Origin of the sequence: Advenella kashmirensis W13003 (assembly GCF_000506985.1) — a bacterium.
Classification (GTDB): domain Bacteria; phylum Pseudomonadota; class Gammaproteobacteria; order Burkholderiales; family Burkholderiaceae_B; genus Advenella; species Advenella kashmirensis_A.
In genome coordinates, this window is sequence record NZ_KI650979.1 from 1,405,375 (window position 1) to 1,427,317 (window position 21,943).

The following is a 21,943-nucleotide window of genomic DNA, read 5'->3' on the forward strand; positions in this document are numbered from 1 at the left end:
CTCAGCCGCTTTCACTCTCTGCCAGGATTTCCGACTCCAAAACGGGCGCACGTACAACACTTGAGCTGGCATCTGACAACATGTCAGGATAGTCAGCCAGGGCATGCAGGCCCCGGCTTTCAGGGCGCTGCGCAGCGCAGCTTGCGATGAGCCACGCGCAGTCAAGCTGGTTGCGCAGATTCAGCGCGGTGGGGAAATATCCTGCATTGCATGCATGCGCCAGCTGTTCACGCCATTGTTCCAATTGCACCAATGCCTGGTTGATACCTGAGGTCGAACGCAGTATCCCCAGTTTAGTTCCCATCAATTGGCGGATGTCGTCAGGTGTTGGCAGCGGCTGGTCTTCTGACACGCATGGCGTACGCGTATTTTTCCGCAGACTGTGTTGTGCAGCGCTGGCGCTTTGCAATAGATCGCCCGCTGGTCTGCGTTTGTGGGCCGGGTTGTCGTGATCGGCAATAGCCTGCGCGCAATTTTTGCCGATGACCATACATTCGAGCAGAGAATTGCTCGCCAGTCGATTGGCGCCATGCAGACCTGTATCGGCAACTTCTCCGACGGCATACAATCCTGCGACATCGGTTTGCCCATATAGATCGGTCAGGACGCCGCCGCACGAATAGTGAGCGGCGGGCGCGATGGGAATGGGCTCGCGTGTGATATCAAGGCCGTAATCCCGACAGGTCTGTTCGATTGTGGGGAAATGTGTCCGGATGAAATCGGCCGAGTGATGAGAAATATCAAGCCATACCGGCTGCCCCTGTTGCTTGGCAATTTCTGAATGGACAGCGCGGGCCACGATATCTCGTGGCGCCAGCTCTGCACGCGAATCATAATCCGGCATAAAGCGATGGCCCTCGCGATTGCGCAAAATGCCACCTTCACCGCGCACGGCTTCAGAAATTAAAAAGGTTGGAACGCCTGGCATGGCAAGGGCGGTGGGATGAAACTGTACGAATTCAAGATTGGATATCCTGCAACCGGCGCGCCAGGCGATGGCCTGCCCATCACCAGTAGCAGTTTCGGGATTGGTGGTATAGGGAAACAGTTGCCCCAATCCACCTGTGGCCAGGATAGTGTGGTCTGCATTCAATATTAGCGTTTGTCCGGATGCGGTGTCGACGGCCTGGATCCCATGGCATATGGGCCGTTGTCCGTCCCGATGTTTGATCAGGGCATCTACGCATAGGGTATGTTCGTAAAGATCGACGTTCGGCCTCTGTCGTAATTGCGCCTGCAATACCGAGGTGACAGCCAGGCCGGTCCTGTCGGCAGCGTGGACAATGCGGCGATGGCTATGTCCGGCTTCACGGGTCAGATGCAATTGGGCCGAATCGCCGAGCGTGAATTCAACCTGACAGCGTCTTAACCAATCAATGGCAGCAGGAGCTGCTTCCACGATGTGAGCGACCGAATCCAGAATGCACAGGCCGGCGCCGGCAACCAGCGTATCGCGAATGTGGTTATCAGTATGATCATCGGGGTCCAGCACGGCGGCAATGCCACCCTGAGCCTTGCCGCTGGCCGTGATGTCCAGTGATAGCTTGCTGACAAGCGCGATCCGCCGGCTGGAGGGCAAATTCAATGCAACCGACAGCCCAGCCAGCCCGCCACCGATAATCAGTACGTCATAGTCATATGTTGCGCCAGTCATTATGCCGGTCCGATTTGAGAAAAAAGGTGAACATCCTGGCTCAGGTCACCGCTGGCGCGGATGTTCTTTTTGTAGGCCGCTGCGAAATCCAGCATGCGCTGAATCGGCTTATGCGCCTGCCGTCCCAGTGCCGGATCCAGAACGATCTCTCCGCTGCCATGCTCAAGACAGGCATTGACACCCGCCAGCCCGTTCATGGCCATCCAGGGGCAAAAAGCGCAGCTTTTGCAGGTCGCGCTCTCGCCGGCAGTGGGCGCTGCAATGAACGTTTTGCCGGGAGCCTGCTTTTGCATTTCGTGCAAAATGCCCTGATCGGTGGCTACGATAAAGGTGCCGGCTGTCGATTCGGTGACAGCGGCAATCAATTTGCTGGTGGAGCCGACAATATCAGCCAGCGCTACCACCGAGGCCGGAGATTCCGGATGCACCAGCACGCTCGCGTCGGGATGGGCTTTTTTCAGCTCAAGCAGTTCGTCACCTTTGAATTCATTATGCACCAGACAGGATCCTTGCCACAGCAGCATGTCGGCACTGGTCTGTTGCTGTATATAGTGACCCAGGTGACGGTCCGGGCCCCACAGGATTTTTTCGCCGCGCTGGTGCAGGTACGTGACAATTTCCAGCGCGATGGAAGAGGTGACCACCCAATCCGCGCGGGCCTTGACCTGGGCGCTGGTATTGGCGTACACCACGACCGTTCTGTCCGGGTTGGCATCGCAAAAGGCCGCGAACGCATCCGGCGGGCAACCCAAGTCCAGGGAACAATTGGCATCCAGGTCCGGCATGAGCACGCGTTTTTCAGGGCTGAGGATCTTGGCTGTCTCTCCCATGAATCTGACGCCGGCCACAATCAGGGTCGATGCCGGATGATCGCGGCCAAAGCGCGCCATTTCCAGCGAATCCCCGACACAACCACCGGTTTCCAGGGCCAGGTCCTGTAACTGGGCGTCTACATAATAGTGGGCGACCAGTGCGGCCTGCTGCGATTTCAGGCGATGCACGATGCGTTCGCGCAATGTCTCTGTCTGCTGCTGACTGAGCGGATCGGGAATCCTGGCCCAGGCCTGCCTGACCTCACAGGCCGACGCGGATGTCACCTGTGCAGTGGAGGGGTCGGATACCGGAAAATCAATATCAAACCTCTTGTGTACGGCTAATTGGGTGGATGCCATGACCTGCGATCCTGAAGTGAAAGTTAATATATTATGCTCCAATTGAGCATAAATAGTAAAGTGTTTTGTAACGGTCGCTGCGCTTTGCACGCTGCAGGGGGTGTCCGCGAGCCCATGCATTTCTGTTCAGTCTGATAGAATCCATACATTATTCAGGGGTATATCAGTATGGTTTCAGGCTTTTCCGGGTCGGACACGATTGAGGGCGCAACAGAGGTGGTTGCAGTACTGGTGGCGATCACCAATCTCAACGCCCGGGTGCTGACCGTCGAAAATGGCTCTCTCCTGCCTTACGGGCCGCTATCCCCGGTGCACAGTTCACTGCAGGCAGGCGTGCGCCAGTGGGTGAAAAACCAGACCCGCCAGCCCATGGGCTACGTCGAGCAACTGTACACTTTTGTTGATATTTTGCGCACCCGCGCTTCCGGCCACCCCGTGCTGTATGTCAGTTATCTGGGTCTGGTCAAGGAGGCCGAAGACAGTCTGCTGGAAACCAACGCCGGCTGGCGCAATTGGTACCTGTACTTTCCCTGGGAAGACCATCGCGACGGAAGGCCGGAATGGATCGCCCGGGTGTTCTTTCCCCATCTGAAGAAGTGGGTGGCTTTCGCCGAAAATGAAACAGTGCGCCAGAATCGCCAGCGTCGTTTGGATCTGTGCTGGGGACTGGGCGAGCATGAGTGGATCGAAGACAACGCGCTGTATCGCTATGAGTTGCTGTACGAAGTCGGCCTTATCCCGGAGTCGCCGCTGTTTGACGGATCCATTCCCGAAGCCATGACCGGCAAGCCCATGCAACACGATCACAGGCGTGTACTGGCCACGGCAATGTCGCGTTTGCGCGCTAAAATCCGCTATCGTCCGGTTATTTCGGAGTTAATGGCCAGCGAATTCACCCTGCTGCAATTGCAAAAAAGCATCGAGAGCCTGGCTGGCGTGGAACTGCACAAGCAGAATTTCCGGCGCCTGATGCAGCACCAGGACCTGCTTGAGGCGACGGGTCAGAGCGTGGTGCAGGACCGGGGACGTCCGGCGCAGTTGTACCGCTTCAAGCAAACCGTTCTGCTGGAAAGTCTGCTGTCCGGCAGCAAATTGCCCGTCAGTAAATAAAACGGCAAAACCTGTTTTTGTCGTTTTTTTCGGCATTTATATACTCATATTGAGTATATTACCGCTATACTTCAATTTATTTTCCCCCAGGATGAACACGATGATAAACCCCGCTGCTTACGAATTGCCCGATGTTATTCTGTTGCCGTTTGTGCAGGGCGCGCTGGCCGAAGACATGGGTCGCAAGGGTGATATCACGTCGCAAGCGACCATTGATGCAGGCAAACAAGGCACATTGCATGTTGTGTCGCGCCGCCCTGGCGTGATCGCGGGCATGGCCCTTGCCCGGCTGGCATTTGAACAGATCAATCCGGCGATCCGCTTTGAAGTCATCCAGCCTGATGGGGCACAGGTACAGCCTGGTGAGCGGCTGGCGACGGTTTCGGGTGATATCCGATCCCTGCTGGCGGCTGAGCGCACAGCACTCAACTTTCTGACTCATCTGAGCGGCATTGCCAGCCTCACGGCTGAAATGGTAAAGCAGGTCTCGCATACGAGCGCTCGCATTACCTGCACCCGCAAGACCATCCCGGGTCTGCGGGTGTTGCAGAAATATGCCGTTCGTGTTGGCGGCGGCTGGAATCATCGCATGGCGCTGGATGATGCCATGCTCATCAAGGACAACCACATCGCGCTGGCTGGCGATCTGCGCAGTGCGATCCGTCTGGCGCAATCACATGCCGGCCATTTGACGCCGATCGAGCTTGAAGTGGATACGCTGGAGCAATTGGCCATTGCCCTGGAAGAAGGCATCAAGCTGGTGCTGCTGGATAATATGGACTGCGACACTTTGCGTGAAGCCGTGGCAATGTGCCGTGGCAAGGCACAAACCGAAGCCTCGGGGGGCATTACGCCGGAAAGCGTCCGTGCCGTCGCGGAAACCGGCGTGGACTATATTGCCATCGGGTATCTGACGCACAGTGCGAAAGCGCTGGATATCGGACTGGATTACGAGGCGTAAAAACGATTCTCAAGCACTGTCGTCATCTGTTCCGCCAGCTCGGCCGTCGGACCCGTTTTTTCCCAGGTATAGAGTGAAACGACCATCGGCGGGGCGCTACCGAAGGGCTGGTATACCTGCAAGCCACGCCCTTTGGTCGCGATCACAGGCAACATCGAAAGCCCCAGGCCCGCCTGCACGCCGGCCAGCACACTGGGCAGGCTGCTCCCGGAAAATGCGATATACCAACGCCTGCGCTCCCGTTCTATGCGATCGAACATGGCCTCGCGATACAGGCCGCCTGGCGCAAAGGTAACCAGCGGAAGGGGATCTGTCCATTTCCCTGCATTCTCCTGGCTTTCAAACCAGGCCATGGTTTCCGGAAAGCTGGCGCGACAGTCCGCGCTGGCGTTCGATTCCTTCACGACCACAATATCGAGTTCGCCGCCGCGATAACGTTCAGCCAGAGCACGGCTCAGGCCGGTCGTGATATCCAGGCGCACATTACGATGCATACGCGTACTGGTTCGGAACACAGACGTCATTTCGTCGGTGACCAGATCTTCAGGCAGACCGATACGCAGTGATTGGGCGCCCACGGGATCTCCGAGCACAGCCTGAGCCTCCTGTTCAAGCAGGAGAATGCGCCTCGCGTAGCCGATCAGCCGCTCGCCCGCCGCTGTGGCAAGAACGGGCCGGGCATTGCGTTGAACCAGCTGCTGGCCGACAGACTCTTCAAGCCTGGCAAGCTGCTGGCTGATGGTCGATTGCGTCATATGCAGGCGATCCGCAGCGGCGGTAAAACTGCCGGTGTCGATGATCGCTGTAAATGACCGCAGCAAGCGCGGATCCAGCAAATGCATTCCCTTGAAATTGAACGATGCCAGCGCTGATTATAATTGTGTTATTACGATTGTGAATATATTTGATTTAATAATTTAATTTTTAAATATGATAAGCAAAGACTATACTGACCAGCAATGATGGTTAAGGAGATCACGATGATCCGATTACGTACAATAGCGACCGGCGCACTGTTGATGTTTACTTGTATACGCGCCGCTTCAGCCAATATCATGAATGACTTTCCCCTGCATCGCGCGGCGGCCAATGACGAGGTCGCTACAATCAAAAAGCTGCTGTCTGAAGGCATGGCAGTAGACGGGCGCGACGGCGCAGGCGCGACTGCCCTTCTGGTGGCTACGCACGCCAATCGTGTACACGCCGCCCGGGCGCTGATTGATGCGGGGGCCGATGTGAATGCAAAAGACCGTATCAACGACAGTGCCTATTTGTATGCAGGAGCGCGAGGTCATTTGGAGATCCTGAATTTGACTCTGGCCAACGGTGCGGACTTGAAGAGCACCAATCGATACGGCGGAACGGCGCTGATTCCCGCGGCCGAGCGCGGCCATGTACAAACAGTACAGACACTGATCGATGCCGGTGTCGAGATTGATCACATTAATAATCTGGGCTGGACGGCTTTGCTGGAGGCCATTATTCTGGGGTCGGGCGGACCGCCGCATCAGCAAATTGTTGACGAATTGCTCAAGGCCGGGGCCAATCCCAATCTGGCTGACCGGGACGGCGTGACGCCACTGGCACATGCGCGCGCTCACGGCTACCGCGAGATTGAACAGCGACTGCTTGCGGCCGGAGGACATTGAAAATGAATACACAACAGGAAACGGATTTTCTCGGGCAGGCGGTCAGGCTTGCCTATAACAACGCGCAAAAGGGCGGCCGTCCGTTCGGCGCAGTCGTTGTCAGAAACGGACAAGTCATCGCCTCGGCGGTAAATGAAATCCTGACGACAAACGATCCAACCGCGCATGCCGAACTATTGGCGATCCGGGCGGCCAGCCAGCAACTGGCGTCGGCGCGTCTGGACAATTGTCACGTATTTGCCAGCGGACAGCCCTGTCCGATGTGCATGGCGGCGATGCGGCTGGCTGGAATTACGGAAGTGACTTATGCCTATTCCAACGAAGACGGCGCCCCTTATGGTCTGTCGACGGCAGATATTGCGGCCGAACTGGCCAGGCCTTTTGCCGACCAATCCATGACAATCCGCCAGCAAACGGTTGAACCGGACGCCAAAGAGGGGTTGTACGCATACTGGGCGCAACAGCAAACAGGCAGGGGCATGACTTGATCGCAAGCATGAAATGGGGGCCGACGCGCATCCTGTTGGTAGTGACAGCGGCCTTGATCGGCTTGAATCTGAGGCCTTTTATCACGAGTATCGGACCGCTGGCCGGCACGATCCAGACGCAGACCGGTATGGGTTTGCAGAGCCTGGCATTATTGACATTAGTGCCGATGCTGCTGATGGGGGTGATCGCGTTCACGGCACCCGCCATACAGAACGCGGTGGGCGCGCGTCGGGCGATTCTTGGCGCGCTGCTGATCATCTGTTGCGGCTCTGCCTTGCGTTTGGTGACGCTGACCGGGTGGGGAATGGTCGCCACGGCAGCCATGATCGGATTGGGTGTTGCCGTCGTACAAGCCGTTTTCCCGGGCGTGATCAAGCGGGAGTTCCCGTTGCATGTCGGTCCCATGATGGGCCTGTATTCTGCCATGCTGATGGGCGGGGGCGCGCTGGGTGCGGTCACCGCGCCGGCCGTGTCCAGCGCGACAGGCGTCTGGATGACCGGATTGGCCTGGTTTGCCCTGCCGGCCATCCTGACAGTCTTGCTGGCGTTTCTCTTTTTGCCTGTTCATACCCGGCAGCAAACGAGACCTGCGTCCGCTACACGCCTGTTGACGCGGCCCCGGACATGGATGCTGATGATGTGTTTCGGCCTGATGAATGGGGGCTATTCTTCCGTGGTCGCCTGGGTCGCGCCTGCTTACCAGGAACAGGGCTGGAGCGCGGCGGCCAGTGGGGGCTTGCTGGCAATACTGGCCACCAGTCAGGCATTCTCGGCACTTCTATTGCCGGTGCTGGCCCGAAAGTCAGCAGATCGCCGTCCATGGCTCTGGCTCACGCTGGCCATGCAGGGCATAGGCTTTGCGGGGCTGGCCTTTATGCCGGCGGCAATGCCGCTGGTCTGGATTATTGTATTGGGCGTGGGCCTGGGAGGCTGTTTTGCACTGTTGATGATTGTGGCTCTGGACCATCTGCCGGATCCGACACAGGCGGGTGCGTTATCGGCCCTGATGCAGGGGGGCGGGTTTCTGCTGGCGGCCATACCTGCGTGGCTGGTCGCCGCGCTGCATGACGCCACAGGAAGCTATGCGGCAGGGTGGAATTGGCATTTGGCCTGTGTCACCATCGTCGCCGCCATGGTTGTTAAGCTAGCGCCTCGCGGTTACGGCAGGGCGATGGGCATACTGGATGACAAGGAAAGGGGCCTGGAAGGCGTCACTTATTGTTCGGGGAATAACCCCGGCATCCACCGCTCAGCCAGTTTGGCGGGAAAAGCAAGATAGAGCGGAGCGCGTGTGCTCTCGGAGATGATGGCACCTGCGTTGAGCAACGCTGCAGTGACGCGCCTTGCTGCCATCGGGCAACCGGCCACAGGCCGCGTGTTTCGAGCGATGAACGAAGCTTGGCTAGGACATCAGCCGCGCGGCGCCGCCTTTTTGGCCGCTTTGACGGCCGCATTGCTTATCGTGATGCAACGCGAGCCGCATGACTGCGACTGTGGACCAGACCGACCGGAAAAATATGGATCCCAGCTTTGTTGCCAACTGCCACAGTCCAATTCACCCTTATAATTATGTCAAATAATAACTTATGTATCTAAATGTTTTATTTGATTGCGATTTTAGTAGGGAAATATTGATGGGTAAAACGTCAATCATAGCCGGGGTCATCGTCGCGGCGGGTGTCGCATGGACGGGCTCAAGCTGGTATTTTGGAACGCAGATTGAAGAGCATCTGGATGAGTATCTGGCCAACTCTAACCAGTATCTGGAAAAGGAAGCAGGCGGCAGTGTCAAATTTGAAAAAATCAGCTTTCAGCGCGGGATATTCTCGTCTGAAGCGATCTTGAAATTGCGTGTTAATGTGCCTTACTTGCCAGAAAAATCGATAGAGCTCACCGGAAAAACACAGATTCAACACGGACCGGTGCCGTTACAGTCAATTCTGAAAGGAGAGTTTTTCGCCGGTTACGCGACCGCGGATACCGCCTTGGTGAAAGATGAACATAGCAAGTTGATCTTTGACTTTACCGGTGACAAGAATCCATACACGCAGCACGACCGGATTGATTTCTCCGGCAACATTCACAGCAACGCTACCGTTGCGGCGTTGACGATCGCGATAGATAAATTTAACTTCCAATCCCAGCCTATCAAGATTCGATCGGTAACGGATAAGGATCTGACGACCGGTGAACTATGGGCAGACATATCAGAGATAAGCGCTATATCTGCACGTGATTCAGATCGTAAAATCTTTATTAAAAACGCAAGTGCGCATCTCAATACCAAAAAAGCGGCTTCCGGAAGCTATGTGGGTGATGCGCTTGCCACCATTGAACTGCTGAAGGCAGACCAAAATCGCAGCCCAGCCGACAAGGGCAATCCGCTCATATTTGATCAATTCAAAATGAGCGTCAAGTCTGAAGAAATTGATGACTATATGAATGTCGGGGTTGGCTATGAAATTGGTAAGCTACAAACTCATGGTGTTGATTTTGGTGCATTGAAATTTAATCTGGCACTTGACTATTTGGATAGAAAGGCGCTGGAAAAATTCACGACGCAGAACAGATCTTTGTTTATGTCGGCACAGGATTCGTTTGAACAGGCTGAAAGAATCGTTGAACAATACGGCCAATTAATGACAAACTTGGTACGCGGTAATATGCAACTAAACGTCTCGCCGTTTGAGTGGAAGACGGCAAATGGGCAAATTCAGGTACAAGCCTCCGTGAATCTGGACGGGTCAGGGATTCCTGAACAAGCGATCTTGAATGACAAGGCATTGGGGCAGTCGATCAAGAGCGTCGAGTTTAATATGGACGCGGATATACGTGCGGTTGAAGATATCGTCTCTGCGATCGTTCAAGTCAAGGGCAAGGAAAAGGATACGGCGCGCCAACAGGGAAAAACTGCTGTGAAAGAGCTTCTTGACCTTATTGCGCAGACGGGTATCGCCCGGGCTGAGGGAGAAAAAATCAAGACCCGGATCAGCTTTGATGGCAGGCAGCCTGAAGAGGAAAAAATCAGTCTGAACTCCGAAAAAATGAGCATTCAGCGCCTAGCTGAAAAAGCCGCTCCGATCTTTTAAAAAAGTTGGTCAGGTCCACCTTGGCAGTCCAGCGCCTCGTGTCTGATGGACAAAAAGGCGATGTGGTTAAGCTGCGATGAGGTCATTTGATTGACATATGCCTCCTTCAGGAATAGAGTTCAATTTTCGGAAGGAGACTATAAGTGTTATTACAAATGAAATATTCACACATTGGCCGAGTGTGCCTGGGTATCAGCGCGGCATTTCTGATGAACGCATCCGTTGCCCAGCAACAGGATGCCAAGTCAGCTTTGACATCGCTAAATGATTCCGCAGAAATCAAAAAACTCATGGACGCAATCAAGTCGGATCACGATCGCACGATCCAGGAACTGCGCACCATCACCGAAATCGAAGCACCGCCGTTCAAGGAGCAAAAACGGGCAGAACATGTGCTGAACCGCTTCAAGGAAGTCGGGCTGACCGATGCCGCGATTGATTCTGCAGGCAACGTGGTGGGCATACGCAAGGGTAGCGGCAGCGGTCCGACCCTGGTGGTATCGGCGCATCTTGACACGGTATTTCCGGAAGGCACCGACGTCAAAGTGAAAGAACAGGACGGCAAGTTGCTGGCGCCCGGTATTGGCGATGATACACGGGGGCTGGCTGTGGTCATTTCCTGGATCAAGGCGTTGAACGAACAGAAAATCAAGACCGTAGGCGACATCATGTTTGTAGCCAATGTGGGCGAAGAAGGCCTGGGCAACCTGAAAGGCATGAAAGCCCTCTTCAAGGAGCATAAAAATATCGACGGTATGGTCGGACTGGAGCCCGGAGTAGGCGACAAGGTCCTGACCCAGGGTACGGGCAGCCATCGTTACGAAGTGTCGTTCAGCGGTCCGGGCGGACATAGTTTCGGCGCGTTCGGCAAAGTACCCAGCGCCATCCACGCCATGGGCCGGGCCATTGCCCATATTGGCGACGTGCAAGTGCCGACCGATCCGAAGACGACCTTTACGGTCGGTACGGTAGGCGGGGGCACTTCGGTGAACACCATCGCAGGTGATGCCAAAATGGCGGTCGATATTCGTTCCAACGATACAAAGTCACTGCTTGAGGCTGAACGCAATATCATGGCCGCAATCGACAAAGGCGTCGATGAAGAGAACAAGCGCTGGAAATCAGAGGCAAAAATCACATCTGAAGCCAAGCTGATCGGCGACCGGCCTGCCGGTACCACGCCAAAGGATAGTGCGATTGTGAAGGCGGCACTGGAGTCTATTGCACTGGCCGGCGGCAAAGGCGAGACGCGCGCAGGAAGCACGGATGCCAACGTACCCATGAGTCTGAGCATTCCTGCAATTATCCTGGGTAGCGGTGGAAAATCAGGCGGATCGCATTCGCTGAAAGAGTGGTACGACCCCACTGATGCCTGGAAAGGGTCGCAGGTTGCCTTTACCACGGTGCTCTCATTGGTAGGCGTGGAAGGCGTCAGCAAGCCTTTGCTTGAAAAGGCCGCAAAATAAAGGCCAGGACAGGAGGGGCTGCGGTCGCGGTGGTTCAGGCCTGGCGGCTGTCCTGCCCCAACAGGTGTGAGTCCGATGCGCGGCGATCGAAGGCGCCGCCCGTCTGAGCCTCTCCTTTCATGGTCACTGCCGCCTTTCCCAGCAGCGGAAAAGCCAGTTCGGCAAACCGGATCGCTTCTTCCAGATGAGGATATCCAGATAGCACAAACGTGTCGATACCCAGATCGGCATATTCCCGCAGTCTGTCGACAACCGTCTGAGGATCTCCGACCAGGGACGTACCTGCGCCGCCTCTGACCAGCCCTACGCCTGCCCACAGATTGGGTGCCACTTCCAGCCTGTCGCGGCGTCCCCCATGCAGTGCGGCCATACGTTGCTGGCCCACGGAATCCATTTGGGCGTAGTTTTGCCGGGCACGTTCGATATCGTCGTCGGTGACGTGGCTGATCAACCGGTCGGCGTCGGCCCATGCCTGTTCTGCGGTTTCGCGCACAATTACATGGACCCGCAAGCCGAATCGGACTGTTCGTCCATATTTTGCAGCCCGCTCCCTGACATCCGCTATTTTTGCGGCGACGGCCGCTGGCGGTTCGCCCCAGGTCAAATAGGCGTCAACATGTCGCGCGGCCAGTTCATGCGCGGCGTCCGACGACCCGCCGAAATAAAGAGGCGGCCAGGGCCTTTGGACAGGGGCGTGATAGTTGCGGCTTTGCCTGACCGTCAGATATTTACCACTGAAATCGACGGTCTCGCCCGACAGCAGCTTCTTCCATATCTGCAGATATTCGTCTGCCGCTTCGTAACGCTGGTCATGCGCCAACCGCACACCATCTGCTGCCAGTTCTGCGGCATCGCCGCCCGGCACTACGTTCAGCAGCAAACGGCCATGCAACGCCTGGTCCAGTGTTGCTGCTTGCCGCGCGGAAGGGGCCGGCCCGCCCAGCGATGTCCGCAAGGCCACCAGCAGCTTGATTCTCTGTGTGACAGGAATCAGGCTGGCGGCGACCACCCATGGATCAAGACAGGCGCTGCCGGTGGGAATAAGCAATCCGTCATAGCCCAGATTTTCACTAGTGATTGCGATCTGGCGAAGGTATTCGTTCGTAGGATAGCGTCCAGAGTCGGAGGTGCCCAGATAGCGTGTGTCGCCGGAGGTGGGGAGAAACCAGAAAATATCGGGGTTCGTCATGCTTGAACTATCAGATAACAGCGCTGCCGGCTTTTCCCCCGCTTACGCGACGGCGCGTTCATCAAATCTATTATGTTGCTGACCAAGAACGCCGTGCAAGACCGGCGAGGCAAGGCTGGCCACCAGTTCAAGACGTGCGGTCAGTGCGTCACTGGCGATTCTGCCATTCTGGATCTCTTCCGAGGTGGCGTAGATACCGGCGGGCAGACTCAACGCATGGAAGAAGCCAAACAAGGTGCGCAGTTGATGATCAATGACCAGACCGTGACGGGCACTGCCTCCGGTAGCGGCCAGGAGCACGGGTTTGCCGGTGAGCGCGTTCATATCGATCAGGTCAAATAAATGCTTGAAAAGACCGGGCACCGAGCCGCGAAACACAGGAGCACCTACGATCAGAAAATCTGCCCTTTCAATTTGTCGCAACGCATGTGCAGCGACGGGCTCCAGAGCCTCTTTGGATAACGCCGTTCCGATGGAGGGCGCCAGATCGACAAGGTCAATAGATTCGGTCTCGATTGCGACATCGTTTGATATTTTCTGCGCCACTGCATCCAGCAGAATGCGGGTACGAGACGGACGATGCAGGCTTCCATTTACTACAACTGTGTTTAAAAAACGAGGCATGCTGTTCTCGGAGTATTGAATATGAAAATAAATACAGGGTTTATTACACCACCGCATGCAGTGAGTTCAAACAATCTAAATTGCATTTGTATATGCCGGAAAAAAAAGGAAATCCAGAATAAGCAAAATACAAATTGATATTGGAAGCATGGATCATCGCGTTGCTAAGATAAAAAGAAATCTTCATCAAAAACGGATTCCCGGTACATGAAAAAAAGCGCCTTCAATACCCGCAGATCTTCCTTGAAATTCCTGGCTTCAATGGGTGCATTGACCCTGGCACCGCTGCAGAAAGCGTGGGCGCAAAGCAGCACCAGGACGTTCCGTGTGGGTTGGCAGAAAGGTTCCAATATTGCCTTGCTCAGGGCGCGTGGCAACCTTGACGCGCGCCTGAAAAAAGAAGGTATTAATGTCCGGTGGATCGAATTTACTGCCGGTCCGCAGATGCTTGAAGGGCTGAATGTAGGCAGTATTGATTTTGCCTGCGTCGGTGAAACACCGCCCATATTCGCCCAGGCGGCCGGCGCCGACCTGGTTTATGTGGCAAGCGAGCCGCCCGCGCCCAAAGCAGAAAAAATCCTGGTGCAGAAAGACTCGACCCTCAAGTCATTCAAAGAGCTTAAAGGCAAGCGGGTAGCGCTCAATCGCGGCTCCAATGTTCATTACCTGCTGCTGAAGGTGCTGGAACGGGAAGGGCTGGCCTATAGCGATATCGAAGTGAAATATCTGCCGCCGGCGGATGCCCGTGCAGCGTTCGAAAGCGGTTCCATTGACGCCTGGGTTATCTGGGACCCGTTTGCGCAAGCCGCAATCGAACAGATCGGCGCGCGGGTCCTGGTGGCTGGGCACGACGAGGTGCATAACTACAACTTTTACCTTTCCACGGGTGCATACGCCAAGGCTCGTCCGGACGTGTTGAAATGGACGATAGAACAGGTGGACATCACCAACAAGTGGACGCTGGCCCATTTTGATGAGGCGGCCGATATTCTGTCGCCGCAGATCGGATTGAGTCGGGAAATCACCCGTCATGCCCTGGAAAACTACGCGTACGGTGTCGCATATATTACCGATGCGGTTGCCCGGAATCAGCAGAATATTGCGGATGCATTTTCATCCCAAAAACTGATACCGCGCCCACTGGAGATCAAAAATGTTATCTGGCGTCCATGATCGGATCGAGGCCGATGTGGCGAACGAGCCCATTGTTGAGCTGGCGAGACGGTCGTTGTGGCAACGCGTCGCAGACAGCCGGCTGGCTCCCTGGCTGGTTCCGCTTGCTTTGCTCGCGTTATGGCAGGTTGCCGCATCGGCTGGCTGGCTTTCCACACGGGTGGCGCCATCGCCCGTCGCAGTCGTCCGGGCTGCATGGGAATTGATCCGCAGCGGCGAGATCTTTATGCATTTGTGGGCAAGTTTTGTACGTGCTTTGATCGGTTTTCTGATCGGCGGTGTGATCGGGCTGGTGCTGGGTTTCCTGAACGGCGGCTTCAAAGTATGCGAACGCCTGCTTGATACGACTATTCAGATGGTGCGCAATGTACCGCATTTGTCGCTGATCCCTCTGGTCATTCTGTGGTTCGGCATCGACGAAGCAGGCAAGCTTTTCCTGGTTGCGCTGGGCACGCTGTTTCCTGTTTATCTGAATACGTTTCATGGCATTCGTTCTGTGGATCCCGCCTTGATCGAGATGGGGCGATCCTATGGACTGTCGAACTGGCAGTTGTTCAAAAAAGTCATTTTGCCCGGTGCCATGCCTGGCATTCTGGTTGGCGTCCGGTTTGCGCTGGGGTTCATGTGGCTCACGCTGATTGTTGCCGAAACGATCTCTGCCAGTAGTGGTATCGGCTATATGGCAATGACGGCTCGCGAATTCATGCAGACCGATATCGTGGTCGTGGCGATTTTGCTCTATGCCCTGCTGGGAAAACTGGCCGATACGGCGTCTCGTCTGCTTGAAAGGCGGTTACTGCGCTGGAACCCGGCATTTCAATGATCATATTGATGGCAAAGGAATCACATCATGGATACTCGGCAGCACACCAGCGGAATTGAACTGCGAATAGAGGGTGTGGGCAAACGCTACGGTACGCGGCAGGTATTGCAGGATGTCAATCTCAGTGTCGGGTCTTGCCGGTTCCTTGCAGTGGTCGGGCGCAGCGGCAGTGGCAAGAGCACGCTTCTGCGTTTGCTTGCCGGCCTGGATCGGCCGGATCAGGGTCGGCTATGGCTGGATGGCAGGGCGGTCGGCGACGCCAGGCCGGACACCCGCATCATGTATCAGGACGCGCGTCTGTTGCCCTGGCAGACAGTTGCAGATAACGTCGCGCTCGGTCTGAAGGGACGCCGCAGCGACATCCGCAGGATCGCCATTGAATCACTCGAGCAGGTGGGCTTGGCCGACCGCGCCGATGAATGGCCCTCCGTGCTGTCGGGTGGCCAGCGTCAGCGCGTTGCGCTTGCCCGCGCGCTTGCGCATCGCCCCCGCCTGCTTTTGCTGGATGAGCCACTGGGCGCGCTCGATGCCCTGACACGGATAGAAATGCAGCAACTGATCGAAACGCTCTGGAAAGATCACGGGTTTACTGCCGTGCTAGTAACGCATGATGTGGCGGAGGCCATCGCGTTGGCGGACCGAGTCATCCTGATCGATCAGAAACGAATCTCGTTCGATCTGGACATTGAACTGGCGCGCCCGCGTCTGCGGGGTGACGTAGCCTATGCGGATTTGGAAGGGCAGGTGCTATCCCGCCTGCTTGCCAGAGAGGTCGTCCCAGATGACGTACAGGTGGCGTAGGCGCCCGGTGTTTTCTTCAGGAGTAATCAATACATCATGGCTATAGAACTTAACTGGTACTTACCCAATCATGGCGATTTTCACGGCCTGACCAATAATCGACTGGGAGAATCGGCCAACAAAGTGCGGTCGAGCACGCCCGCGTATCTTGAGTCAGTTGCCAGAGCGATTGAATACGCAGGATTCAATGCCGTGCTGATTCCGACAGGACCCACCTGCCATGACGGTTGGGTGGTAGCGGCTTCGCTGTCGCAGGTCACCACCCGTCTCAAATTTCTCGTTGCATTCCGTCCGGGTTTTGTTCTGCCCGCTGTCGCTGCACAAAGCGTACAGTCGCTGCAGCGGATCACCGGCAATCGCCTGCTGCTGAATGTGGTCACTGGCGGCGACTCCGCGGAGCAGCGAGGCTACGGTGATTTCCTGAATCATGACGAACGTTATTCGCGCACGGCAGAGTTCCTGGATATCGTCAGACGGATATGGGCGGGTAAAAAATTTGATTATGAAGGACGGCACTTTCGTCTGCGAAATGCCGGCCTGCTTCGTCCCATCGACACACCACCACCGATCTATTTCGGAGGGGCTTCGGCCGCAGCCGAAGCGGTCGCCGCGCAATACAGCGATACGTATCTTTTCTGGGGTGAAACGCCGGATATGGTAGAAGAGCGGATCCGCCGCGCAGATGATCTGGCGGCCAGGCACGGTCGTCAATTGCGTTATGGCTATCGGGTACACGTCATCTCCCGCGACACACCAGAGCAGGCCTGGGCCGAGGCAGACCGTCTGCTGCGCGAAGTGCCCAGGGAAATCATTGAAAAAGCACAGAAGCAATTGCAGGCCAGCGAGTCGGTCGGTCAGGCACGCATGCGAAGCCTGCGGCGCTCCAACACCTTCAACGATGTGCGTGACCTGGAGGTGTACCCGAATCTGTGGACCGGTGTAGGGCTGGTGCGCGGCGGCGCAGGTACTGCCATCGTAGGCAGTCATGAGCAGGTGGCCGAGCGTATTGAACAACTGTATGAGTCAGGCGTTTCCAGCTTTATCCTGTCGGGCTATCCCAACCTGGAAGAAGCCTTGAATGTAGGGGAAGAAGTCGTCCCTTTGTTGCGCAGCACTGCGCCGCGACTGGCCGTAGCCAGCGCCTGATAGAGGAAAAACATGAGCATTGAATTTAACTGGTTTTTGCCCACCAACGGGGACAGCCGTCATTTGACCGGCAACATCAGTACACCTCAACTGCGCCCGTCTCATCTGACGCATCGCGAACCCGATGTGGATTATCTGATTCAGATTGCGCGCGCCGCCGAAGCGACCGGCTTCAACGCAGCCCTGATTCCGACGGGGGCCGCATGTGAGGACGCCTGGCTGATTGCCGCGGCTCTGGCCCAGCATACGGAAACACTCAAGTTTCTGGTGGCTTTCCGCCCGGGCCTGGAACTGCCTGCCTATGCGGCTCAGAAAGTGGCTGCCCTGCAGACATTTACCGATAACAGGGTGCTGTTGAACGTGGTAACGGGGGGAGATCAGGATCAGCAGGAGGCCTACGGAGATTTCCTGGACCATGACGAACGCTATTTGCGCACAGCCGAGTTCCTGCAAGTTGTCCGGCAGATATGGCAGGGTCCGGGCCAGGAGCATTCCGGCACTCATTATGACATTCGCAATGGCGGACTGACGCATCCGCTTGCCGTGCCGCCAGAGATTTATTTCGGCGGCGCTTCGCCTGCCGCAGAGAAAGTCGCTACCGGAGGGGCGGCAGATGTGTATCTGCTTTGGGGCGAGACTCCCGATATGGTGAACGAACGGTTGCAGCGTGTTCGCTCTCAGGCGCAGCAGCAGAATCGCACGCTGCGCTTCGGTCTGAGGATCCATGTGATTGCCCGCGAAACAGAAAGCCAGGCATGGGATGAAGCCGACCGATTATGGCGAGCGCTGTCGCCGGAAACGATCGTCAATGCGCAACGTGCCTTGCGAGCGAGCCAGTCTGTAGGGCAGGCCCGTATGCAGGAGTTGAACGATGGTACGCGCGGCAATTCCGCCAGGGATCTGGAAATTGCTCCTGGTCTGTGGTCAGGAATCGGTCTTGTTCGCGGCGGAGCCGGAACTGCACTGGTCGGCAGTTACCGGCAGGTCGCAGATGCGATCCGCAAATATCATGATCTGGGTATCGACACGTTTATTTTCTCGGGTTATGCAAACCTGGAAGAAGCCTGGCGTGTCGGTGAAAATGTGCTGCCGCGCGTTCAGTAGCGCGGCAGGATTTCAGGCGGCAGCCCGATGACGTGACGATTCGCCTGTCGCGTCACTTTTTTCTGTATCTATTTGTCCGGATACTGTATCGGCCAGGGGTTGCGCATCAATCGGGTCTGCGTTAACCCCCAGGCGTTGCAACAGATAGCGACGTATCCGCGCAATTTCATGTTCGCGTGCCTGACTGTGTTCAGGTAACTCCACCGCAAGATCCAGGACCAGTTTGCCCTCATCCAGAATCAGGATGCGTTGCGCCAGATGAATCGCTTCGTCAACATCGTGGGTCACCAGAAGTACCGCTGGTTGGTGATGCTGGCACAACCTGCGCAGCAACGCGTGCATACGCAGGCGCGTCAACGCATCCAGTGCGCCAAAAGGCTCATCCGCCAGCAACAATGCGGGATTGCGAACCAGCGCGCGGGCCAGGGCAACGCGTTGTTGTTCGCCCCCGGATAATTCTCCGGGCCAGGAAAGCTCGCGGTTGGCCAATCCCACTTCCCGCAATGCCGTGGCTGCGCGGCCTTTGGCATTGGGACCGGTCAGGCCGAACGTGACATTGTCGATCAGGCGCTTCCAGGGTAACAGACGAGCGTCCTGAAAGACGACGGACAATGACGAGGGTACGTGCAATTGACCCTCGCCCACAACATCGTGATCAAGCCCGGCCAGCGCCCTCAGGAACGTGCTTTTCCCCGAGCCGCTACGGCCCAGCAGCGCAACAAACTCGCCCTTGCGAATCTCCAGATCAATATCATTCAGGATCGTACGTATGCCGAACCTGCGCACCAGGTGGCGCACCGACACTGCCGGCGTGTTCTCGGCGTTTGCCGTATTTAATCGTTCAGCGTTTTGCGCCATTTGAGTACCTTTTTCTGCAGTAAGCGGACGAGACTGTCCGATGTCAGGCCAAGCAATGCATAAAGCGCCAGACCCACAACAATGATTTCGGTCTGGCCATAAGTGCGGGCCAGTTCAATCATGTAGCCGATGCCACTGGTTGAGTTGACTTGTTCGACCACCACCAGGGCGAGCCAGGAAGAGGTCACAGCGAAACGCAGGCCAAGCAAAAAGCCGGGGAGTGCGCCAGGCAGGACAACATGACGAATGAATTGGCCACGGGTCACGCCCAGCGTTTCAGACAGCTCGAGGTAGCGACTGTCTATACTGCGCAGACAATCGTGGGTCTGAATATAGATGGGAACAACGACAATCATCGCGATAGCCGTAATTTTCATTGATTCACCGATGCCCAGCCAGAGCATCAGCAAAGGAATCAGCGCCAGACTGGGAATGGCGCGTTTGATCTGGACCGGACCATCGATGATGTATTCGCCGATGCGGCTTAACCCGGCGATGACGCCCATGACCACGCCAAACAGAACGCCCCAGAACAGACCCTGCAACGCCCTGAACAGCGATGTTTCAAAATTGCTCCAGAGACGGCCGGACTCGATGAGCTCTGCGGCAGTTTGCACCACCACCCATGGTGGCGAGAGCGTGCGATGGTCGATGAACCCGGTCCAGGAACCTAGCGTCCATATGGTCAGCAGCAATAGCGGGCCGATTGCGCCGCCATAACGGATTTCCCTGCCTGGTCCCAGACGCGAGCGCCGTACGGCAGCCGCCGTGACGCCAGCGTTTGCGGCATGTGGTATTGCACGGGTTGTTGATGGGCCGGGATTGAGTGTTTGAGTTGATGAGTTCATCGCTGGCTTAACTCCTGAGTGGCCACTTTCTCAAAGCGGCGATCAAAGAGCGTGGCGGCATCCAGTCGCGGATTACCTGTTTCGCGCGCCAGTAAATCAATGGTCGCCTGCTGGCGTTCGATCACCTCCGTCCAGTCAGCCGGTATCTCGGGTTCGCCCGCGGATTTGGCCAGGTAGTCGCCGTCGGCAGTTTTCAGACCCTGGTCCTTAACGTAATAGCCTTCGACCCATTCTTTGGGATGTTCATAGATCCAGCGTGTGGCTTTTGCCCAGGCTTTTACATATGCGCGGGCCGCAGCAGCTTTGGCCGGATTGTCCAGAACGGACTGCAAGGTATAAAGATGCCAGGCATCGTCACGCAAGCCGTGTGAAATCACCCGTGCGCCGTTCTTACCGCCATAATTGGCCAGGTATCGCGGCTGGTTCGCTTCGGCTATGGGTGCGGCATCGACCAGGCCGCTGGCCAGGGCACTGACGTACACATCTCCGGTACTGGGCATTTCCACCAAAGTGACGTCCTCCTTGGTGAGTCCGGCCTTTTGCAGAATGCGCAGCACCAGGGCGCCCTGAGCCTGCCCGGGACTGAACGCGATCTTGTGTCCTTTCAGATCCGTGATGGATTTGATATCCGACCCAGGTGCAATGCCAAGTTTATATATTGGATGCTCAAGCGGGTCCTTGCGAAAGGCCGCCGCGATGATCCGTACCGGTAATCCGGTCCAGGTGGCATGAATCGGTGGAATGTCCGCGACAGCACCAATGTCCAGAGCATTGGCGCGGAACGCCTCGGTAGTTCGCGGACCGCCGCTGATATTGGCCCACTTCGGGGTGAAAGGCAGATTCTTTATTTCACCTGACAGTTCGAGCGCACGCTGAGTCTTGGGGTCGCCGATTGTCAAGGTGGTGCCTGCAGGAACCGTATCAGCAATGGCTGCATCAGTTTGTGCTGACGCCGATGCTGCGCATGTCATCACAATCGCGGCGCAGATTATTGCGTAGAATTTGGTTTTATTACGAATGTGATTTAATAAATTCATATGCCGGCTCCTGTTCATTGACTCTACGGTGTAGTCCGATCGGATTGATCGGACACGTTTTGAGTCTAAATGAAGCCAGAGCGCATACGAAGTACATTGTACTTATATTGTTATGAGGTGCGCTTTCAAGCGAAGCATCGTGCTTCGTTTTTCGCCCGAGTGATTTTATAGCGTGTGTTATGCCGTCAGTGCGTTTGTTCGATTGCTTTGTGCTGCGCAGATTTCTTTTCGTCGCCACCCGCTTGCGGAACATCCGGACGCGGATCCGGCACGAAGCCATCGCGATTGGGCATGCGGATCGCCGCCAGAGACTTTGCATCCATCGTGGCATCGTCCGGGACCAGGCCGTTCAGTTGCAGTACGTACGCGGTTACGGCATAGACCTGGTCATTACTCAAGGTTTGCGGCGCAGTCAATGGCATGGCGCGTCGTATGTAGTCAAATAGCGTAGGCGCATAGGGCCAATAGCTGCCTACTGTTTTGACCGGCTTGTCACTGGCAAGCGTATCTTTGCCGCCTGCCAGTTTGTCACCCAGGCCACCTTCTCCCTTGGCACCGTGACAGGAAGCGCATTGCTGTACATAGATATCCCGACCCATAGCGACGGTGCCGCTGCCCGCGGGCAGGTTTTCACCGTCGGCAAATACATTGATGTCCCAGGCGGCCATTTGCTGCTGCGTAATTGGATGACCGAAACCGAATTTCTGTTCCGCATGAGAAACATGAGTGGCTGTCAGCAGTATTGTCATA

General features: G+C 56.2%; 21 protein-coding genes. 12 read left to right on the top strand and 9 right to left on the bottom strand.

Features of this window, described 5'->3' with window-relative positions; translation table 11 throughout:
• Position 1: 1 nt before the first annotated feature.
• Both nadB and nadA read right to left on the bottom strand, forming a co-directional pair.
• Positions 2-1,654, bottom strand: coding sequence for an L-aspartate oxidase (gene nadB, locus W822_RS30540; RefSeq protein WP_024004377.1), 1,653 nt, complete (start codon positions 1,652-1,654; stop codon positions 2-4).
• Positions 1,654-2,826, bottom strand: coding sequence for a quinolinate synthase NadA (gene nadA, locus W822_RS30545; protein ID WP_024004378.1), 1,173 nt, complete (start codon positions 2,824-2,826; stop codon positions 1,654-1,656). Before nadA ends, nadB begins: the two co-directional genes overlap by 1 nt.
• A 168-nt stretch (positions 2,827-2,994) precedes the next feature.
• Here nadA and W822_RS30550 point away from each other — a divergent pair, with 168 nt between their 5' ends.
• Positions 2,995-3,936, top strand: coding sequence for an NUDIX hydrolase (locus W822_RS30550; protein WP_024004379.1), 942 nt, complete (start codon positions 2,995-2,997; stop codon positions 3,934-3,936).
• A gap of 100 nt (positions 3,937-4,036) precedes the next feature.
• Complete coding sequence (gene nadC / locus W822_RS30555) at positions 4,037-4,897, top strand: carboxylating nicotinate-nucleotide diphosphorylase (protein ID WP_155848088.1); 861 nt, start codon at positions 4,037-4,039, stop codon at positions 4,895-4,897.
• Here nadC and W822_RS30560 read toward each other — a convergent pair.
• Complete coding sequence (locus W822_RS30560; RefSeq protein WP_216593288.1) at positions 4,885-5,718, bottom strand: LysR family transcriptional regulator; 834 nt, start codon at positions 5,716-5,718, stop codon at positions 4,885-4,887. The two genes, nadC and W822_RS30560, sit on opposite strands and share 13 nt — an antisense overlap.
• Positions 5,719-5,877: 159 nt before the next feature.
• Between W822_RS30560 and W822_RS30565 the strand changes: the two genes are divergently transcribed.
• From W822_RS30565 to W822_RS0123365, 5 genes are all read left to right on the top strand, one after another.
• Positions 5,878-6,546 carry an ankyrin repeat domain-containing protein gene (locus W822_RS30565; RefSeq protein ID WP_155848089.1) on the top strand — a complete coding sequence of 223 codons (669 nt, stop codon included), beginning with the start codon at positions 5,878-5,880 and terminating at the stop codon, positions 6,544-6,546.
• Positions 6,547-6,548: 2 nt separating this feature from the next.
• The gene (locus tag W822_RS30570; protein WP_024004383.1) at positions 6,549-7,034 is read left to right on the top strand and encodes a nucleoside deaminase; all 486 of its coding nucleotides are present in this window, start codon (positions 6,549-6,551) and stop codon (positions 7,032-7,034) included.
• 8 nt (positions 7,035-7,042) lie between these two features.
• Positions 7,043-8,314 (top strand): cyanate transporter, encoded by a 1,272-nt coding sequence (locus tag W822_RS30575; RefSeq protein WP_024004384.1) that lies wholly within the window; start codon positions 7,043-7,045, stop codon positions 8,312-8,314.
• 355 nt (positions 8,315-8,669) lie between these two features.
• The gene (locus W822_RS30585) at positions 8,670-10,124 is read left to right on the top strand and encodes a YdgA family protein (protein WP_024004386.1); all 1,455 of its coding nucleotides are present in this window, start codon (positions 8,670-8,672) and stop codon (positions 10,122-10,124) included.
• Positions 10,125-10,333: 209 nt separating this feature from the next.
• A complete protein-coding gene (locus W822_RS0123365; protein WP_051401709.1) occupies positions 10,334-11,590 on the top strand; it encodes a M20/M25/M40 family metallo-hydrolase in 1,257 nt (418 codons plus the stop codon).
• A 34-nt stretch (positions 11,591-11,624) separates the two neighbouring features.
• Here the strand turns inward: W822_RS0123365 and ssuD are convergent, their stop codons facing one another.
• Together ssuD and msuE are read right to left on the bottom strand one after the other, a co-directional pair.
• Positions 11,625-12,779, bottom strand: coding sequence for an FMNH2-dependent alkanesulfonate monooxygenase (gene ssuD / locus W822_RS30590; RefSeq protein WP_024004387.1), 1,155 nt, complete (start codon positions 12,777-12,779; stop codon positions 11,625-11,627).
• A gap of 42 nt (positions 12,780-12,821) precedes the next feature.
• A complete protein-coding gene (gene msuE, locus W822_RS30595; protein WP_024004388.1) occupies positions 12,822-13,403 on the bottom strand; it encodes an FMN reductase in 582 nt (193 codons plus the stop codon).
• A 207-nt stretch (positions 13,404-13,610) separates the two neighbouring features.
• Between msuE and W822_RS30600 the strand changes: the two genes are divergently transcribed.
• The 5 genes from W822_RS30600 to W822_RS0123370 are packed head-to-tail and all read left to right on the top strand — an operon-like array spanning position 13,611 to position 18,450.
• Complete coding sequence (locus W822_RS30600; protein ID WP_024004390.1) at positions 13,611-14,576, top strand: aliphatic sulfonate ABC transporter substrate-binding protein; 966 nt, start codon at positions 13,611-13,613, stop codon at positions 14,574-14,576.
• On the top strand, positions 14,557-15,399 hold the full coding sequence (ssuC, locus tag W822_RS30605; RefSeq protein ID WP_024004391.1) for an aliphatic sulfonate ABC transporter permease SsuC: 843 nt from the start codon (positions 14,557-14,559) through the stop codon (positions 15,397-15,399). Before W822_RS30600 ends, ssuC begins: the two co-directional genes overlap by 20 nt.
• Before the next feature lie 27 nt (positions 15,400-15,426).
• Positions 15,427-16,200: an ATP-binding cassette domain-containing protein gene (locus W822_RS30610; RefSeq protein WP_024004392.1), complete on the top strand. Its 774-nt coding sequence runs from the start codon at positions 15,427-15,429 to the stop codon at positions 16,198-16,200.
• A 36-nt stretch (positions 16,201-16,236) separates the two neighbouring features.
• Positions 16,237-17,346: an LLM class flavin-dependent oxidoreductase gene (locus tag W822_RS30615; RefSeq protein WP_024004393.1), complete on the top strand. Its 1,110-nt coding sequence runs from the start codon at positions 16,237-16,239 to the stop codon at positions 17,344-17,346.
• Between the two features lie 12 nt (positions 17,347-17,358).
• Positions 17,359-18,450, top strand: coding sequence for an LLM class flavin-dependent oxidoreductase (locus tag W822_RS0123370; protein WP_031242330.1), 1,092 nt, complete (start codon positions 17,359-17,361; stop codon positions 18,448-18,450).
• 12 nt (positions 18,451-18,462) lie between these two features.
• On the opposite strand, the gene W822_RS30620 is transcribed toward W822_RS0123370, so the two are convergent.
• The 4 genes from W822_RS30620 to W822_RS0123375 form a co-directional block, all read right to left on the bottom strand.
• Entirely contained in the window at positions 18,463-19,308 is an 846-nt protein-coding gene (locus W822_RS30620; RefSeq protein WP_024004394.1) for an ABC transporter ATP-binding protein, read from the bottom strand.
• Entirely contained in the window at positions 19,284-20,156 is an 873-nt protein-coding gene (locus W822_RS30625) for an ABC transporter permease (protein ID WP_024004395.1), read from the bottom strand. Before W822_RS30625 ends, W822_RS30620 begins: the two co-directional genes overlap by 25 nt.
• Positions 20,153-21,193: an ABC transporter substrate-binding protein gene (locus W822_RS30630; RefSeq protein ID WP_024004396.1), complete on the bottom strand. Its 1,041-nt coding sequence runs from the start codon at positions 21,191-21,193 to the stop codon at positions 20,153-20,155. The genes W822_RS30625 and W822_RS30630 overlap by 4 nt, the downstream gene beginning before the upstream one ends.
• Positions 21,194-21,378: 185 nt before the next feature.
• Positions 21,379-21,942, bottom strand: a complete 564-nt coding sequence (locus tag W822_RS0123375) for a c-type cytochrome (protein WP_253272245.1) — start codon at positions 21,940-21,942, stop codon at positions 21,379-21,381.
• Between the last annotated feature and the right edge of the window lies 1 nt (position 21,943).